This is a genomic window from Rubricoccus marinus (assembly GCF_002257665.1).
GTDB lineage: Bacteria > Bacteroidota > Rhodothermia > Rhodothermales > Rubricoccaceae > Rubricoccus > Rubricoccus marinus.
The window spans coordinates 1324522-1340384 of sequence record NZ_MQWB01000001.1 but is presented as its reverse complement, the minus strand read 5'-3'; the positions used below and the strand labels follow the sequence as shown (position 1 = coordinate 1340384).

The window sequence follows — 15863 nt, the reverse complement described above, 5'->3', positions numbered from 1 at the left end:
TCGCGGCCGAGGCCAGGCAGGGCGCAGCATCTCGGTAGCTTCCCGCTCGCCCCACCGCTGCCCGTGTCTGCCCCGCTCGTCTCCGTCGTCATCGTCACTTGGAACGGGCTGGAGTTGCTACAGCGCTTTCTCCCCTCGGTCCTCGCGACGGACTACCCCGCGCTCGAGATCGTCGTCGCGGACAACGCTTCTGGCGACGGCACGGCAGAGTGGCTGGCGGAGCACCACCCCAAAGTGGTCGTCGTGCGCCACGCGGGCAACCTGCTGTTTGCCGGCGGCAACAACGAGGCCGTGGCCCACGCCAGAGGCGAGATCCTGGTGTTCCTCAACAACGACGTGGAGGTGCCGCTGGACTGGCTGCGGCCTCTGGCGGCAGCCCTCGCCGAGCCGGGCGTGGCGGCGGTCCAGCCCAAGTTGCTGCAACTGGACCGCGCGACGTTTGAGTACGCCGGCGCGTCGGGCGGATTCCTGGACCGCTTCGGCTTCCCCTTTACGCGCGGCCGTATTTTCGACGCGCTGGAGCCCGACGCCGGTCAGTACGACGATGCCCGCGATGTGACCTGGGCGACGGGCGCCGCCCTCGCCGTCCGACGCGAGGCGTTCCTCGACGCCGGCGGGTTTGACGCCTCGTTCGGCATGCACATGGAGGAGATCGACCTCTGCTGGCGCCTCTGGCGGATGGGCTGGCGCGTGCGCGTAGCGCCCGAGGCTGAGGTGTACCACCTGGGCGGTGCGTCGTTGCCACGCGGAAACGCGCGCAAGACGTATTTCAACTACCGCAACGGGCTCGTCATGCTGGCCAAGAACCTGCCCGCGCCAGAGGCCCGTCGCGTTCTCCGCGCCCGCCGAGCCTTCGACGCCGCCGCCGCGGCTCGCGCCCTCGCCTCTGGCGACCTCGCGACTGCCCGCGCCATCCGCGAGGGCTGGCGCGACGCCCGAGCACGCATCGCGACGATCACCTCGCCCCCCGCAGGTGAACCACAGCCGCCGCTCTACCAACGGTCCGTCGTGCTCGATCACTTCGCTCGGGGGAAGGATCGCTTTGCCGACCTCGCGGCCGACGCGTTCCGCGATCCCGCCTCTGGCGCTAGAGGCTAGCCGCGAGCGCGTGCGGGCCCCGGCCACAGGATCGCGGCGATGGACACCAGCACGACTACCATGCCCACGATCGCCAGCGGGAGCGGGAACTCCTTGAACAGGAACACCGCGAGGACAGCGGAGACGAGGGGTTCGAGCAGCGACAGCAGCCCGAGCGTCGCCGCCGGGATGTACTTGACGGAGTACGCGAACGCACCGTGGCCCAGCAATCCCGGCCCGAGCGCCATCACCAGGCACAGTCCCAACGTCGGCCACCCGACTGCGAGGCTCACGCCAGAGGCCAGCGCCACGAGCGTGACCAGTCCCAGCACGACGACGTTCAGCGGGAAGAAGTACGCCGCGAACCCGAGCCTCTGGCGCACGCTCCGCCCTACGAGGAGGTAGAGCGAGATGGCGAAAGCCGCGCCCAGCGCGAGGCTGTTGCCCAGCAATGCGCGCGGAAAGACGCCGCCTCTGGCGTCCGCGAGACCGATCAGGACCGCCCCCGCGACGCCCATCAGAATGGCGAGCCAGGCGCGGACGCCGGGCCTCTCGCGGAAAAACAGCGTTCCCAGGATGGCGATAAACAGCGGGCTCATCGTCACCAGGACCGTCGCGCTCGCCACGCTCGTGTGCGCCAGCGACGCGAACCAACCCAGAAAGTGGATGCCCAGCAGGACGCCTGCCGCCCCCACCAGCGCCACATCGCGCCCGGTCACGCGCGCGTAATCTGCCCGCGCGTCTCGACCGAGGCCAACCGGGAGCAGCAACGCGACCGTAAACGTGAGGCGCCAAAAGACGAGGACCCGGAAGTCCAGCCCGCTATCGACGCCCGCGAGGCGAATCAGAATCGCCGAGGCGCCCAGCGTCGCCAGTCCGACCGAGAGCACGGCCCAGACGCGGAGCGGAACGCCAGAGGCCGTGGCGCTTGCCTGCGCCTCTGGCGCCGCACCGGGCTGCGCCGGAGCGTCCGCCAGAGGCCTGCCCATTAGCGGAGGCGGTCCATCGAGCGCACGAGCGCGATGTCCTTGTCCACGCCGCGCTGCGCGAGACGCAGGATCACGTACGCCAGGACCGGCGCGAGCGCGAGCAGGATGCCGCCGGTCGCCAGAGGCGCGTCGCCTTCGCGGAGGAAGAGGCCTCCAACGGCGACCGCCACCACGAGGAGGTCCACGACCTGCGCCGCCTGGATAATGCGCCGCTGGCGCTTGCGGTCCTTGTACAGCACCGCCGCGATAAACGCGATGGCCGCGGCGATGGCCGCCAGCACGAGCCCGGCCGTTCCCAACCACGCCATGTTGGCCGCGATCGGCGCCGCCCACGCGTCGGCGAAGACGGCGAAGAGCACGAGCAGCGTGCCCGCGACGAGGAGGTAAAGCGTTTGGATGCGCTGGATCATGCGTTCACGATCTGGGCCACGCGGGCCGCGAGGTGGTCGGCGAACTCGGACGTGGAGGCGGTCCCGCCCAGGTCGCTCGTGAGGTGGGTGTTCTCCGCGTACACATCGTGCAGCGCCGTCGCGACGGCGTCCGCGGCGGCGTTCTCGCCGAGGTAGCGGAGCATCATCTCGCCGGAGCGGATGATGGCCGTCGGGTTAGCGATGCCCTGGCCCGCGATGTCAGGCGCCGAGCCGTGCACGGCCTCGAACAGCGCGTGCTCCTCGCCGATGTTTGCCGATCCCGTCACACCGAGCCCGCCGACGAGCCCGCTCATCAGGTCCGATAGGATGTCCCCGAACAGGTTGGAGGTCACGATGGAATCGTACTCCTGCGGCCGGATGACGAGCTGCATCGCCATGTTGTCCACGATCCGGTCGTCGAACTGGATCTGCGGGTACTCCTCGGCGATCTCCTTGCCGATGCGAAGGAACATGCCGCCGGTCTCCTTGAGGATGTTGGCCTTGTGCACGAGCGTGAGCCGCTTGCGACCGCGCTTGATGGCGTCCTCGAAGGCGTAGCGCACGATGCGCTCACAGCCCTTGCGGGAGTAGCGCGCAACGGCGTCCGCGATGTCGTTGCGGTCGTCGCGGTACTCGATGCCGGTGTAGAGGCCCTCGGTGTTCTCGCGGTAGAGCATCAGGTCGATGCCCTCGAACGGCCCCTTGGTGTTGGGCAGCGTGACGCACGGCCGAATGTTGGCGTAGCAGTCGAAGCGCTTGCGCAGCGCCACGTTGATGCTGCGGAAGCCGCTGCCGACGGGCGTCGTGAGGGGTCCCTTAAGCGCGAGCTTGGTCCGCTCGATGCTCTCGACGGTCGCGTCCGGAAGCGGGTTGCCCGTCGCCTCGTACGCGCCCAGCCCCGCCTGCTGCTCGTCCCACTCGAACTCGACGCCGGTGGCTTCGAGGACGTGGACGGTAGCCTTGACGACTTCGGGACCGATGCCGTCGCCGTAGATGAGAGTTGCGGGGGTAGCCATGTTGCGTGCGAAAGGAGTGTGCCGCAAGCTACCGAGGCCGTTTCGCCAGAGGCCGCGCCGCAGATGGAATCCGCCCGAAGTCCCCGGCCTCTGGCGCGGCATCCGGAAGCCAGCGGCGCGCCGCTGGGGCGCGCGTCACCTCTGGCGCCAGAGGCGTTACTGGTCCTCGATTTGGCGCTCCCTCCGCTCCGAGGGCGACTCCTCGACGAGTTGTTCGGCGGCCTCCTCGACGGCTTCGTCCGCCTGGTCCACGTCCTCGCGGTTCTTGTCCGGTGCCTCCTGAAGTGGACGGACAGATGGGTCGATCGCGAGCTCGATCATCATGGGGAAGTGATCGCTCCCGACGTTGCCCAGCCGCTGGATCTCGACGAGCGCGAGGTCGTCGGAGTGGAACACGTGGTCCAGCGGGTAGCGGAGCCACCAGTGGTCCGCGTGGAACGTGGAGAACAGCCCGCGGCCGATCCGCGGATCGAGCAGGCCGGAAAGCTTCTGGAACAGCGTCGTGCTCCGGCTCCACGCCACATCGTTGAGGTCCCCCGCGACGAGCGTAGGCACGTCGAAGGTGGCGACCTCGCGCCCGGCCATGACGAGTTCGGCGTCGCGCAGGCGCGAGTCCTGCTGGATGTCCGGCCGCGGCGGGCGCGGGTGCAGGATGAGGAGCTTGATGTGCTCGCCAGAGGCCAGCTCCAGCGTCGCCTCAATGCTGGGGACGGTCTCCTCCACGAAGTGCCGGACCTCATGGTTGACGATGGGAAGGCGGCTGCGGACGAGCATGCCGTAGGTGTCGTCTTGCGGCACCTCGATAGCGTACGGCAGCGTCTCTTCAAGGCCTCTGGCGGTCTCGGCCCACCACTCGTCGGTCTCCACCGCCGCCATCACGTCGGGGTCCGCATCGCGGATGACCTCAAGCCAGCGCTCGCCGTCGCGGTTTTCCATCAGCACGTTCGAGATCACGAGCCGGATGCGGCGGTCCGGGTCGGCGTCTGGCGCGGCGCGCACCACCTGCTCGCTCCACACCTTCGTGTACGGCAACATCCGGTAGACCTGGTACGCCACCGCAATGCCCAGCAAGGCAAACGTGACCCACTCCCACCGCTTCGGCTCCGCCATGCCAATATTGACGAGCCCGAACAGCCCCAGCGTAACCAGCGCGCCGACGGTGATCTGGGCACGGGGGAAGTCGAACATCCGCACCCACCAGTACGGGGCGCGGATAAACGGCAGCGCCGTCGCGATCACCCACACGGCTGCTAAAATGAGGAGGAAGACTTTGAGAGCGGAGACCATACGAGCAGAGAGGGGCACCTTCGGACCCGCCAGAGGCTCTGCCGTTCCGCGCAGCCGTTTAGCCCCGATAGAACTGCTTTCCAGCGAGTTGGCGCACCAGGCCTCGGAACTCCAACTTCAACAGGTAGACGAGTGCCGTCGACGTGTCCACGCCGGTCTCGGCGCAGATCGTGTCCAGGTGCCGCGGCTCCGTCCTCAGTGCGTTGAACAACTTCCGCTCGCCAGCGGTGAGGTCCGGCGGGGCCTCTGGCGCAGGTGTCGCGCCGTTGGCGCCAGAGGCCTCGGCTGCTCCTAGAGCCGCGCCAGAGGCCGGGAGTAGTGGCGCGAGATCCTCCAGGATGTCGGCGGCAGAGGTCGCGAGGGCGGCGAAGCCGCGCTGGATAAGGCGGTTGGTGCCTTGCGCCTCGGAGAAGATGGAGACCGGGAAGGCGAACACCTCGCGGTTCTGCTCCAGCGCCATCATGGCCGTCAGCAGCGCGCCGCCCGAGACGCGTGCCTCGGCCACGACCGTCGCGACGCTCAAGCCCGCGATGATGCGGTTGCGGCGCGGGAAGTTGCCGGCGTCGGGCTTCGTCCCGAGCGAGAGCTCGCTGACGACGGCGCCTCTCCCCTCTTCGAGGATCTGCCGGACGGTGTTGGCGTGGCGCGAGGGGTAGATCCGGTCCACGCCCGAGCCCAGGACGGCGATCGTCCGCCCGCCAGAGGCCAGGGCGCCCCGGTGCGCCTCGATGTCGATGCCGTAGGCCAGCCCGCTCACGACCGTCACGCCGGCGTCGGACAGCTCGCGGCCCAGGCGGTGCGCCGCGCGGCGGCCTTCGTCGCTGGCCTTCCGCGTGCCGACCACTGCCACGGCCCGCGCGTCCTCTGGCGTGATCTCGCCGCGCACCCAGAGAAACGGCGGCGGATCGTAAATCTGGCGCAGGCGCTCCGGGTAGCCGTCGTCTGCGAGCGTGAGGAGCGTTGCGCCCAGCTTCTCCGCCGTCGCGAGCTGCGCGTCGGCGTAGGCCCACGGGTCCGCCCGCGCGATGGCCCGCGCCGTGCCCTTTCCGATGCCGTCCACGCGCGCCAGCCGGGCCTCTGGCGAGGCGAACACCTCGGCGGCGCTGCCCAGCGCCGAGAGCAGAGCCCGTGCGCGTCCCGACCCCACACCAGGAACGGCCGCGAGGGCGATAAGAGCGCGCCGCTCGTCCAGTTCGGAGTCGGGGTTCGCGAACAAGTTCATGGCGCTAGAGGCGGGTGCAGAGCGCTCCAAACTCCACATGCGAGGCCTCTGGCGCCAGAGGCCGCCGGTTAGGCCTCTTCGCGGTCCTTCTCGATCCGCTTCCAGAGCGCTTCTTTGAGCGGCCCCAGTCCGGTCTGCGCGACGGCAGAAACGGGCAGCACCTCAATGTCCTCGGGAAAGCGCGTGCGAGCCTGCGCCACCCACTCCGGCGCCAGTTCGGGCCCCACGATGTCCATCTTGGTCAGCGCCACCATGCGCGGCTTGTCCAAGAGGTGCGGGCTAAAGGCCTCCAGTTCCGCCAGAAGCGTGCTGTAGGCCTCGCCGGGCTTTTCCTCCTCGGCAGGGATGCAGAACAGGAGGACCGCGTTGCGCTCCACGTGCTTGAGAAAGCGGATACCGAGCCCCTTTCCATCGCTCGCGCCCTCGATGAGCCCGGGGATGTCCGCGATCACGAACGAGCGCCAGTCCCCGAGGTAGACCATGCCGAGGCTGGGCTCCAGCGTCGTAAACGGGTAGTCCGCGATCTTGGGCTTGGCGGCGCTAAGCGAGCTCACGAGCGTGCTCTTGCCCGCGTTCGGGAAGCCGACCAGGCCCACGTCCGCCAGAAGCTTGAGCTCCAGCGTGACCTCTCGCTCCTCGCCCTCGGTGCCGGGCTGCGCGTACTGCGGCGACTGCCGCGTGGCGCTTTTGAAGTGCACGTTGCCGCGCCCGCCCAGGCCGCCCTTGGCGAGCATGATCTCCTGCCCCTCCTCGGTGATCTCACCCAGGACCTCGTCCGTCTCGCCGTCCTTCGCGACCGTCCCGAGCGGGACGCGGATCAAGATGTCGGTGCCGGACTTGCCGGACTTCTGCGCGCCTTGCCCCGGCTGCCCGCTTTCCGCCTTGTGGTGGCGGTTGTAGCGCAGGTCCAGCAGCGTGTACAGGCTGGGATCGCCGACGAGGCTTACCGAACCACCCGCGCCGCCATCGCCGCCATCGGGGCCGCCGCTGGGCTCGTATTTCGCGCGGCGGAAGTGCGCGCTGCCCGGCCCTCCGCGGCCGCTCTTGACGGAAATGGTGACGTAGTCGACGAACTTCATACGGCCTCTGGCGGGATAGGCGCTCAACCTAGCGCGAGGCCGCCGCGCGAACCGGCGAGACGGGGTGAGGAACGCGCCCGCCAGAGGCGCTGGCCTCTGGCGGGAACCCACGTGCGCCTACGGGCGCCAGACGAGCCCGACGCCCAGCCGGCCCGCGCCGTAGTCCGAGCCGTCGAGGTCGTTGAACTGCACGTTGCCGATGCGGAACGTGTTGATCTGTCCGCCCGAGAGGTCCAGCGCGGCCTCGATGGCGAGCGAGCGCGAGAGGAAGAACTCCGCGCCGGCGCCGAGGGTCAGGCCACCGCCTGCGATCTCGGGGTCGTCGTCGGAGTCCAGGCCTTCCACGTCGAATACGGCAGCGGTCCCGTTCAGGCCCACGCGAACAAACGGGTTGATGCTGTTCGAGGGCAGGAAGCTGAACTGCGCGCCGATGTCGAAGGCGCCCAGCGCGTACTCGTCGTTGATGTTCTCAAACGGTCCGCCCTCGGCATCGATGCCCGCGCCTTCGAGCGCGACGAACGCCGTGACGGTCTTGGAGAACCCGTAACCGAGGCGGAGACCGAGGCCGCCGCCGCCGTCTACCTCGTCGCCCGCGTCGTCCACGGTAAAGCTGGCGCCGTAGAGCCGGGGCGTGATGGAAAAGCCTTTGGTGCGCGCCTGCCCATAGGCGGGCGCGGCAGCGAGGAACAGAGCGAAAAGGACGATGCGCATGGCGGGAAAGCTGTGAAGTGGTGTGCAGGACGTGCGCCAGAGGCCTCTGGCGCAAGCGCGAGCCGCGCACGGTAGGCATCTTCCCACTCCCGACGCATGAAGCATGAAAGAGGTTACGATCTACACCGACGGCGCCTGCTCCGGCAACCCCGGCCCCGGCGGCTGGGGGGCGCTGCTCCGATACGGCCAGCCGCCCGTCGAGCGCGAGCTTTCCGGCCACGAGACCGCGACGACCAACAACCGCATGGAGCTCGCCGCCGCCGCCGAGGCGCTGGAAGCGCTCAACGCGCCTTGCCGTGTCCGCCTCCACTCGGATAGCGCCTACCTCGTCAACGCCTTCAACGACCGGTGGCTGGACGGCTGGCAGCGCCGCGGCTGGAAAAAGGCCGACAAAAAGCCCGTCCTCAACCGCGACCTCTGGGAGCGGCTTCTGGCGCAGAACGAGCGGCACGAGATCACGTGGGTGAAGGTCAAAGGCCACTCCGGTAATGAGCTCAACGAGCGCGTGGATCAGCTCGCCGTCCGCGCCCGCGAGGTCGCGCAGATCGAGCTCATGGGCTGATCCTCTGGCGGCGCTGCCGCTCGGTCCAGACCGCGACACGCTCTGCCTCTGGCGCCAGCGGCGGGCTGAATTGCGGCCGACTTTCCCCGTTGCGCCAGAGGCCGCGCGGCTCCGGTTATCTTCCCGCATCGCCTCTACCCGCCCCCTGTGAGCACCCCTCGAAAGCGCTCCACGTCGTCGAAGACCCGGAAGAAGAAGGCCTCTGGCGGGACCACCTCGCAACAGAGGAAGCTCGAGATCCTCGGCCTCGTGCTGATGGCGCTCGCGCTGCTGCTCTCGCTCGCCGTCGTCACGCACAGCCGCGCCGACGACACCATCCTGGCGCGCGAGAGCATCGACACGCTCATGGAGCCGGGCGACAACCGGGCAGAGAACATGCTCGGCCCGATCGGCGCCGTCGTCGCGCAGTCGCTGGTGACGGACCTGCTGGGCTTCCCGGTCCTGCTCCTGCTCGGCGTTCTCTTCGCGTGGGGGTATGTGATGCTGCGCCAGAAGACGCCCATCTTCCTGCCGTTGTTCACCGGGCTCGCGTTTGCAGGTGCGTTTTTCCTCGCCTGCCTCTTCGGGTGGATCGACGCCCGAGTGGACACGCCGTTGGACCTGTGGAGCGGCGCGCTTGGGACCGGCGTCGCGGGCTGGATCGAAGGTTTGGTAGGCCCCGTCGGGGCGTTTATCGTCCTCGCTGTCGCGGTCATCGTCGTCGTCCTGCTGGTGTACGACCGCGACATCCAGTCCTCGCTTGATCGCGCCGAGGGCGCCGTCGGCGGCATCACGGCGGGCCTGACGGGCACGTGGGCGTCCTACCGCGAGGGCGCGCAGGAGCGCAAGGAGCTCCGCGCCAAGGCCCGCGAGGAGCGCCAGAAAGAGCGCGAAGCCGCCCTCAAGGAGCGCCGCGAGTCCAAACCCAAACGGGAGCCCAAGCCGAAGCGCGAGCCCAAGCCTCTGGCGCCCGCTCGTGCCGCCACCCCTCCGCCCGCTCCCGAGCGCGAGGCCGCGCCTCCGCCAGAGGTCCCGCGGACGCAGACGCGCACCAGCGCGCCAGAGGCCGAGCCGCAGGACGTATCGGACCGCCTGTTCGCCAACGCGCAGCCGGTCGATGAGTCGCTGGTCGATGCGCTCGTGGGCGAGCAATTCGGCGCCGGAGCAGCCTCTGGCGAGGAGCCGCCGCTCAACGTCCACGGCCCCATTGAGGAGGAGACGGCCGACCTCGACGCCGCTGGCGGCGACGCCAGAGGTAAGGTGCGCCCGGACGAGCGCGAGTTCGCCTACGACTACCCGAGCATCGAACTGCTGGAGATGCCCGGCGAGGGCGCCGAGATCGACCTCGACGAGATCGAGGACAACAAGCAGATCCTGCTGGATAAGCTGGAGACGTACAACATCCAGATCAGCGAGATCGACGCCGTCGTGGGCCCCACGGTGACGCGCTACGAGCTGACGCCGGCCCCTGGCGTCAAGATCAGCCGCATCACGGCGCTGGAGAACGACCTCGCGATGGCGCTCGCCGCGGCAGGAATCCGCATCATCGCGCCGATCCCCGGCAAGAGCTCCATCGGCGTCGAGATCCCGAACCGGTCGCGCGAAATGGTGCGGCTCCGGCAGACGCTGGAAAAGAAGAAATTCCGCGACGCCGGCCGCGGCGGCGGCATGGCGCTGCCGGTCCCCATCGGCAAGACCATTGAGGGCGAGACGCACCTCATGGACCTTGCGAAGATGCCGCACTTGCTCATCGCGGGGGCCACAGGCTCGGGTAAGTCCGTTGGCCTCAACACGCTCATCATCGGGCTCCTCTACGCCAAGCACCCCGCGGACCTGAAGTTCGTGATGGTGGACCCGAAAAAGATCGAGCTCAACGGCTACGCCACGCTCCTCAACCACTTCGTGGCCATGCCCGAGGACGCCGAGGACCCGATCACGACCGACTTCGCGCAAGCGGCTGCGGTCCTCCGCTCCTGCGAGCGCGAGATGGAAATCCGCTACGACCTCCTGGCCGAGGCCGGCGTGCGCGGCATCGAGGAGTACAACAAAAAAGTGGCCGCTGGCGAGACGGCCGACCTCGGCAAAAAGCATCGGCACCTGCCGTACATCGTCGTCGTGGTGGACGAGCTGGCCGACTTGATGATGACGAGCGCGAAGGAGGTGGAAGCGCCGATTGCGCGTCTGGCCCAGATGGCCCGCGCCGTCGGCGTCCACCTCGTCCTCGCCACGCAGCGGCCATCGGTGGATGTCATCACGGGACTCATCAAGGCCAACTTCCCCAGCCGCATCGCCTACCAGACCTCGTCCAAGATCGACTCCCGTACGATCATCGACGGCGGCGGCGCCGAGCAGCTCGTCGGCAACGGCGACTGCCTCTACATGAACGGAAGCCGCATCATCCGCCTCCAGGGACCGTTCGTAAGCGTGGGCGAGGTGGAGCGCATCGCGGACTTTATCGGCGCGCAAGACGGCTCTGGCCCCTACCTCCTTCCACCGATGGAGCCCGGCTCGGACGCGCCAGAGGGCTCAGCCGGCGCCAACATCGACGACCGCGACGACCTGTTCGAGGACGCCGCCCGCGTCATCGTCCGCTCCCAGCAGGGCTCCGTCTCGCTTCTCCAGCGCAAGCTCTCGGTCGGCTACACGCGCGCCGCACGGCTCGTGGACCAGTTGGAAGACGCCGGCATCGTCGGCGAGTTCGAGGGGTCCAAGGCCCGCGAAGTCCTCGTCGGCAGCGAGAGCCAACTGGACGCGCTCCTGGCGGGCGAGACCAACGTAGACGACGTGGCGCCTGACGTGCCGTTTGACTTCCCGTCGTGACAGGGTATGCGGTGCGGGGTACGAGGTACCCTGCTCGTTGCAGCCTCTGTCCAAAGCCGTCCCTCGTACTCCGCACCCCGTACCCGCCATGACGCTCGGCATCCTCGGCGGCGGTCAGCTTGGCCGCATGAGCGCGCTCGCCGCCATCCGCATGGGCATCGACGTGCGCTTTCTCACGCCGCCCGCCTCTGGCGGAGGCACGCCCGGTCCCGTCGCGCCGTTCGCAAACGTCACCCTCGCGGACTGGACCGATCCCGCTGTTCTCAAGGCGTGGGCGTCGGGCTGCGACGCCATCACGGTCGAGAGCGAGTGGGCACCCGCGCAGGAGTGCGCCGATGCGGCGCCGGACGTGCCCGTCCGGCCGCACCCCAAGACGCTGCGCCTGATCCGCCACAAGGGGCGTCAGAACGACGCGCTCCGCGACGCGGGCCTGCCCCTCCCCCGCTACGCCAACTGCGCCACGCCAGAGGCCGCGCACGAGGCCGCCCGCGCCTTCGGCCTTCCAGTCGTCGCGAAAAAGTACGAGGGCTCCTACGACGGCTACGGCAACGCGACCTGCCGCACGCCAGAGGAACTAGAGCAGGCCTGGGCCGACCTCGCCTCTGGCGACGGGATGCTCGTCGAAGCGTTCGTTCCGTTCGAGGGCGAGGTTTCCGCGCTCGTGGCCCGGCGCGAGGGCGGCGAAACGGCGGTTTACCCCATCATCGCGAGCGAGCACCGCGAGCACCAGCTGTGGGCCGCGCACGTTCCTGCCGGGCTCGCGCCAGAGGCCGAAGCGCGGGCCCGCGAAGTGGCGGGAGACGCTATCGCGGCGGTCGGCGGCGTGGGACTCTTGGCGGTCGAGATGTTTTGGATGCGCGACGGCAGCGTGCTCGTCAACGAGATCGCGCCGCGGCCGCACAACACGGGACACCTCACCATCGAAGCGTGCGGGGGCTCGCAGTTCGAGAACCACGTCCGTGCCGCGTTGGACCTGCCTCTGGCGGACCCGAGCCTGCGCGTGCCTGCGGCGTGCATGGTCAACGTGGTCGGCACGCGCGAGGGGCCTCTGGCGCCGGACTACGCGGCCGCGCTCGCGGTCTCGGACGCGGCGGTGCACCTCTACGGCAAGGCCGACTCGCGCCCGCGCCGCAAGCTGGGGCACGTGACCGCGACCGGCGAGACGCCAGAGGCCGCGCGCGAGGTGGCGGAGCGGGCCGTCGCGGCGCTCGGGCTGTAAGCCTCTGGCGGAGGCAGGTTTACACCGCCCGCCTGTCGCGAGGGCGTGACGCCGGAGGCCTCTGGCGGGGCCGGCTGCACCTCTGCGCGCCAGAGGCCGAAACCAGGGGGACGCCTCCCCTTGCCGCCATGACCTACGCCCTGATCGCCTTTGCCCTCGTGCTCGCCGTTGGCGTCGCGCTGCTCTACAACAAGCTGGTGCGGCTGCGCCGCGCGGTCGAGAACGCGTTTGCGCAGATCGACGTGCAGTTGCAACGCCGGCACGACCTGATCCCGAACCTCGTGGAGACGGCCAAGGCGTACCTCGCGCACGAGCAGGCCACGTTCGAGGGCGTCGCCCGCGCCCGGTCCCAGGCGCAGATCGCGCGCTCCGAGGCCTCGCCGACCGATGCCCCGTCGATGCGCGCGCTCGCCCAGGCGGAGTCCGGGCTGGGCGCCGCGCTGGGCCGCCTGATGGCGGTAAGCGAGGCGCACCCCACGCTCCAGGCCGACGCCCAGATGGCGGCACTGCACGAGGAGCTGGCCTCGACCGAGAACCGCATCGCGTTCTCGCGCCAGGCCTACAACGACTCCGTGACGCGCTACGACGTGAGCGTGGAGTCCGTCCCGGGCGTGTTCGTGGCCGGACCGCTGGGCTTCAAGCCCGCCGAGAGCCTCCTCGAAGCGCCGCCAGAGGCCGCCGTCGCGCCTCGCGTGGCCTTCGCCTAGGCCCCTCGCCTCTGGCGGGCCGCCGCCGCGCCAGAGGCCCCACTTCCCCCGGCCTCTGGCGCGATGACCGTCACGATGGACTTTCTCCAGGCGCAGCGCCGCGCGCAGTACGCCTCGCGCCTGCTGCTCGCCGTGTTCGCGCTGTACGCGCTGGGCGCCGGGCTGGCGTACCACGTGGTCATGCGTGGCATCGTCGAGCGGCTGTCGGCGCACCTCGGCGCGTTCGAGGTCTGGGGGCCTCTGGCGGCGTGGCTGGTGCCCGCCGCCTTCGTGAGCTTTATGGTCGCCAGAGGCGTGAGGACGTACCGGCACCTCGCCGACCCGGACGAGACGCTTTCTGAGGCGGGCGCGCGGCCCGTCGCGCTGCGGCCACAGGCCCGGGATGAGCGGCGGGTGCGCAACGTGGTGGAAGAAGTCGCCGTCGCGGCGTCGATGCCCGTTCCGTCGGTCTGGATCATGGACGGCCAGGGCGGGCTCAACGCGATGGCGGCGGGCGCGGGCGAGCGCCAAGCGGTGATGTTCACCGACGCGGCGGTGCAGGAGTTCTCGCGCGACGAGTTGCAGGCCGTAGCGGCGCACGAGATCGCGCACCTGGCCTCTGGCGACACGCGGATCAACACGCTCACGGCTGCCTTCGTGGCGGGAGCGGGCGCCGGCATGGCGCCGTTCCTGTGGGTCGGCGGCAAGGTTCTCGGCCTGCTCGTGCTGCTTCTCAGCAGCGTCGGCGGCGACTCGCGGCAGGGCGACACCCAGGGACTGCTCTCGGTCCTCATCCTCGGGATCGGCGCGCCGATCCTGCCGATGTTCCTCATCACGGCCGCCATGAGCGGGTCGCCGGTCCTGAACTCGGTCTGGATCCTGCTGACCGGGCTCGTGCCTCTGGCGGGGATCGGCTTTGCAGGCCACGCCGTGGGGACGCTCCTGACGGTCGCGCTCTCGCGGCGTCGCGAGCACCACGCCGACGCCCTCGCGCTCCAGCTCACGCGTCACGCCGAAGCGCTGTCGTCCGCGATCCGCCGCGTGGCTCGGCAGCCCATGAAGGGGCACGTTATCACGCCCGAGCGCGCCCGGCTGGACCACTTCTTTTTCGCGAGGCCGACGACCGACCCACCCGCGCTGTCCCTCACCGAGGCGCACCCCGACCTCGGCGAGCGCGCGCGTCTCGTCGCCGGTCATGCCCCCGACCTTCCGCTCGCCTCGCGACGCGCGACCCGCCAGAGGCGGCCACAACCGCCCCGGCCGGGTGCCGGCGTCGGTGCGCTGCGCTCGTCGCTGGCCGTGCTCCCGGCGCCGCTGCTCGACGCCTGCCACGACGCCGCCCGTGCGCCTCTGGCAATTCTGGCAGTTCTCGCCGCCGAGGGCGAGACGCCAGAGGCCGACGCACGCCACGCCATCACGGCGGCCGCATTCGACCCCGATGCGGTCTACGCGCTCAAGAGCGGACTGCGGGCAGGCGCCGACCTGCTTCCGGCCATTGAGGTCGCGATGCCTGCGCTGCGAGACCTGGACGGCGCGGCACGCGAGCGCCTCGCCACGGCGGTACGGGCGCTGATCGCGGCGGATCAGAAGACGACACTCGCCGAGCACGCCATCCTCCAGATGCTGCGTTGGGGGTTCGCCCCGCCGCCAGAGGCCTCGGGCGTGGGCAAAGCGCTCGGCGCCGAGATCAGCCGGGCCAGCGACGTGCTGTTTGCCTGCATCGCGAGCGTGGGCTCGCCTCTGGCGTCGGCCCAGGCGGAGGCCGTCGCCGCCGGGCAGGCGGCGCTTCGCGCCACGCTCTCGCTCCCGGCGCCAGAGGCGGTCCCCGCTGCTCCGTTCGCGCACCTGGATAGCGCGCTGGACGTGCTCCGCCGCGCCTCTCGCGTGCAGCGCCACGCCGTCCTCGACGCCGCGCACGCGGTCGTGGCTGCGGATGGCCGCACGCTCCGCGAAGAGACCGCGCTGCTGCGCGCAGGTGCCCTCGCGATGGGCGTGGCCTGCGTGGTCCACCCGGAGCCTCTGGCGCCCGAGAACGAGCGCTCGGAACAGGCGCCAGAGGCCGTCCGCGAGACAGAAACGCCTCTGGCGGCGGCGTAGCACGCGCGGACTCCCGGGCACGCTAGCTTCCGGCACACCGCCCCCACTTCCCGTGCCCGATCCCCTCGTCGGCATCGCGATGGGCTCCGAGTCGGACTGGCCGACGATGGAGGCCGCCGCGGAGATCCTGACCCAGTTCGACGTCCCCTTCGAGTGCCGCGTGCTCTCGGCCCACCGCACGCCAGAGGCCATGACGGGCTACGCGCTTTTGGCGCGCGAGCGCGGGCTCAAAACCATCATCGCTGGCGCCGGCGGCGCGGCGCACCTGCCGGGCATGATCGCCGCGAGCACGACGCTGCCCGTTATCGGCGTTCCCGTCCAAACGCGCGCGCTGGACGGCATGGACTCGCTGCTCTCCATCGTGCAGATGCCCGGCGGCGTGCCGGTCGCGACGGTCGCCATCGGCGGAGCCAAAAACGCCGGGCTGCTGGCCGTCCAGATCCTCGCGACGGCCGACGAGCCTCTGGCGACGCGCCTAGACGCGTACAAGCGCGAGTTGAAGGACCTCGTCGCGGGCATGGACGACCGCGTGCGGCAACACGGCGCGCTCACGGAGCCGCGGTCCTGACGCCAGAGGCCTCTGGCAACATGCCGCGACTAGCCTCTTTCTGTGCGCCAGAGGCGGAGATCTCTGCGCGGTAGGTGGGGCGGCCAGCAAGATTTGGAGGAGGGAAACTGGATGCGCTTCCAGGGGGAACGCCCGTGCGCG

General features: G+C 69.9%; 14 protein-coding genes. 7 read left to right on the top strand and 7 right to left on the bottom strand.

Features of this window, described 5'->3' with window-relative positions:
- Positions 1–63: 63 nt before the first annotated feature.
- Positions 64–1098 carry a glycosyltransferase family 2 protein gene (locus tag BSZ36_RS05485; protein ID WP_218827567.1) on the top strand — a complete coding sequence of 345 codons (1035 nt, stop codon included), beginning with the start codon at positions 64–66 and terminating at the stop codon, positions 1096–1098.
- On the opposite strand, the gene BSZ36_RS05480 is transcribed toward BSZ36_RS05485, so the two are convergent.
- The 7 genes from BSZ36_RS05480 to BSZ36_RS05450 all read right to left on the bottom strand — a co-directional run bounded on the left by BSZ36_RS05480 (position 1095) and on the right by BSZ36_RS05450 (position 7791).
- Positions 1095–2066 carry a DMT family transporter gene (locus BSZ36_RS05480; protein ID WP_094546788.1) on the bottom strand — a complete coding sequence of 324 codons (972 nt, stop codon included), beginning with the start codon at positions 2064–2066 and terminating at the stop codon, positions 1095–1097. The two genes, BSZ36_RS05485 and BSZ36_RS05480, sit on opposite strands and share 4 nt — an antisense overlap.
- The gene (locus tag BSZ36_RS05475) at positions 2066–2476 is read right to left on the bottom strand and encodes a DUF4293 family protein (protein WP_094546786.1); all 411 of its coding nucleotides are present in this window, start codon (positions 2474–2476) and stop codon (positions 2066–2068) included. The genes BSZ36_RS05480 and BSZ36_RS05475 overlap by 1 nt, the downstream gene beginning before the upstream one ends.
- Positions 2473–3492: an isocitrate/isopropylmalate dehydrogenase family protein gene (locus tag BSZ36_RS05470; protein WP_094546784.1), complete on the bottom strand. Its 1020-nt coding sequence runs from the start codon at positions 3490–3492 to the stop codon at positions 2473–2475. Before BSZ36_RS05470 ends, BSZ36_RS05475 begins: the two co-directional genes overlap by 4 nt.
- A 156-nt stretch (positions 3493–3648) precedes the next feature.
- Positions 3649–4779: an endonuclease/exonuclease/phosphatase family protein gene (locus BSZ36_RS05465; protein ID WP_094546782.1), complete on the bottom strand. Its 1131-nt coding sequence runs from the start codon at positions 4777–4779 to the stop codon at positions 3649–3651.
- Positions 4780–4837: 58 nt separating this feature from the next.
- Entirely contained in the window at positions 4838–6001 is a 1164-nt protein-coding gene (gene dprA / locus BSZ36_RS05460) for a DNA-processing protein DprA (RefSeq protein WP_094546780.1), read from the bottom strand.
- A gap of 68 nt (positions 6002–6069) precedes the next feature.
- A complete protein-coding gene (obgE, locus tag BSZ36_RS05455; RefSeq protein ID WP_094546778.1) occupies positions 6070–7080 on the bottom strand; it encodes a GTPase ObgE in 1011 nt (336 codons plus the stop codon).
- Positions 7081–7197: 117 nt separating this feature from the next.
- Entirely contained in the window at positions 7198–7791 is a 594-nt protein-coding gene (locus BSZ36_RS05450) for an outer membrane beta-barrel protein (RefSeq protein WP_179271033.1), read from the bottom strand.
- A 103-nt stretch (positions 7792–7894) separates the two neighbouring features.
- Between BSZ36_RS05450 and rnhA the strand changes: the two genes are divergently transcribed.
- The 6 genes from rnhA (at position 7895) to purE (ending at position 15722) form a co-directional block, all read left to right on the top strand.
- Positions 7895–8353, top strand: a complete 459-nt coding sequence (gene rnhA / locus BSZ36_RS05445) for a ribonuclease HI (RefSeq protein WP_094546774.1) — start codon at positions 7895–7897, stop codon at positions 8351–8353.
- Between the two features lie 147 nt (positions 8354–8500).
- The gene (locus BSZ36_RS05440) at positions 8501–11152 is read left to right on the top strand and encodes a DNA translocase FtsK (protein ID WP_094546772.1); all 2652 of its coding nucleotides are present in this window, start codon (positions 8501–8503) and stop codon (positions 11150–11152) included.
- A gap of 88 nt (positions 11153–11240) precedes the next feature.
- Positions 11241–12371, top strand: a complete 1131-nt coding sequence (locus BSZ36_RS05435) for a 5-(carboxyamino)imidazole ribonucleotide synthase (RefSeq protein ID WP_094546770.1) — start codon at positions 11241–11243, stop codon at positions 12369–12371.
- 128 nt (positions 12372–12499) lie between these two features.
- Positions 12500–13078 (top strand): LemA family protein, encoded by a 579-nt coding sequence (locus BSZ36_RS05430; RefSeq protein WP_094546768.1) that lies wholly within the window; start codon positions 12500–12502, stop codon positions 13076–13078.
- 63 nt (positions 13079–13141) lie between these two features.
- Positions 13142–15154, top strand: a complete 2013-nt coding sequence (locus tag BSZ36_RS05425; RefSeq protein WP_094546766.1) for a M48 family metalloprotease — start codon at positions 13142–13144, stop codon at positions 15152–15154.
- 79 nt (positions 15155–15233) lie between these two features.
- A complete protein-coding gene (purE, locus tag BSZ36_RS05420; RefSeq protein ID WP_094551179.1) occupies positions 15234–15722 on the top strand; it encodes a 5-(carboxyamino)imidazole ribonucleotide mutase in 489 nt (162 codons plus the stop codon).
- The last annotated feature ends 141 nt before the right edge of the window (positions 15723–15863 follow it).

Coding starts and splice junctions, on each gene's coding strand:
- BSZ36_RS05480 (WP_094546788.1), bottom strand. CDS start 2,066: ATGGGCAGGCCTCTGGCGGACGCTCCGGCGCAGCCCGGTGCGGCGCCA.
- BSZ36_RS05475 (WP_094546786.1), bottom strand. CDS start 2,476: ATGATCCAGCGCATCCAAACGCTTTACCTCCTCGTCGCGGGCACGCTG.
- BSZ36_RS05470 (WP_094546784.1), bottom strand. CDS start 3,492: ATGGCTACCCCCGCAACTCTCATCTACGGCGACGGCATCGGTCCCGAA.
- BSZ36_RS05465 (WP_094546782.1), bottom strand. CDS start 4,779: ATGGTCTCCGCTCTCAAAGTCTTCCTCCTCATTTTAGCAGCCGTGTGG.
- dprA (WP_094546780.1), bottom strand. CDS start 6,001: ATGAACTTGTTCGCGAACCCCGACTCCGAACTGGACGAGCGGCGCGCT.
- obgE (WP_094546778.1), bottom strand. CDS start 7,080: ATGAAGTTCGTCGACTACGTCACCATTTCCGTCAAGAGCGGCCGCGGA.
- BSZ36_RS05450 (WP_179271033.1), bottom strand. CDS start 7,791: ATGCGCATCGTCCTTTTCGCTCTGTTCCTCGCTGCCGCGCCCGCCTAT.
- rnhA (WP_094546774.1), top strand. CDS start 7,895: ATGAAAGAGGTTACGATCTACACCGACGGCGCCTGCTCCGGCAACCCC.
- BSZ36_RS05435 (WP_094546770.1), top strand. CDS start 11,241: ATGACGCTCGGCATCCTCGGCGGCGGTCAGCTTGGCCGCATGAGCGCG.
- BSZ36_RS05430 (WP_094546768.1), top strand. CDS start 12,500: ATGACCTACGCCCTGATCGCCTTTGCCCTCGTGCTCGCCGTTGGCGTC.
- BSZ36_RS05425 (WP_094546766.1), top strand. CDS start 13,142: ATGACCGTCACGATGGACTTTCTCCAGGCGCAGCGCCGCGCGCAGTAC.
- purE (WP_094551179.1), top strand. CDS start 15,234: ATGGGCTCCGAGTCGGACTGGCCGACGATGGAGGCCGCCGCGGAGATC.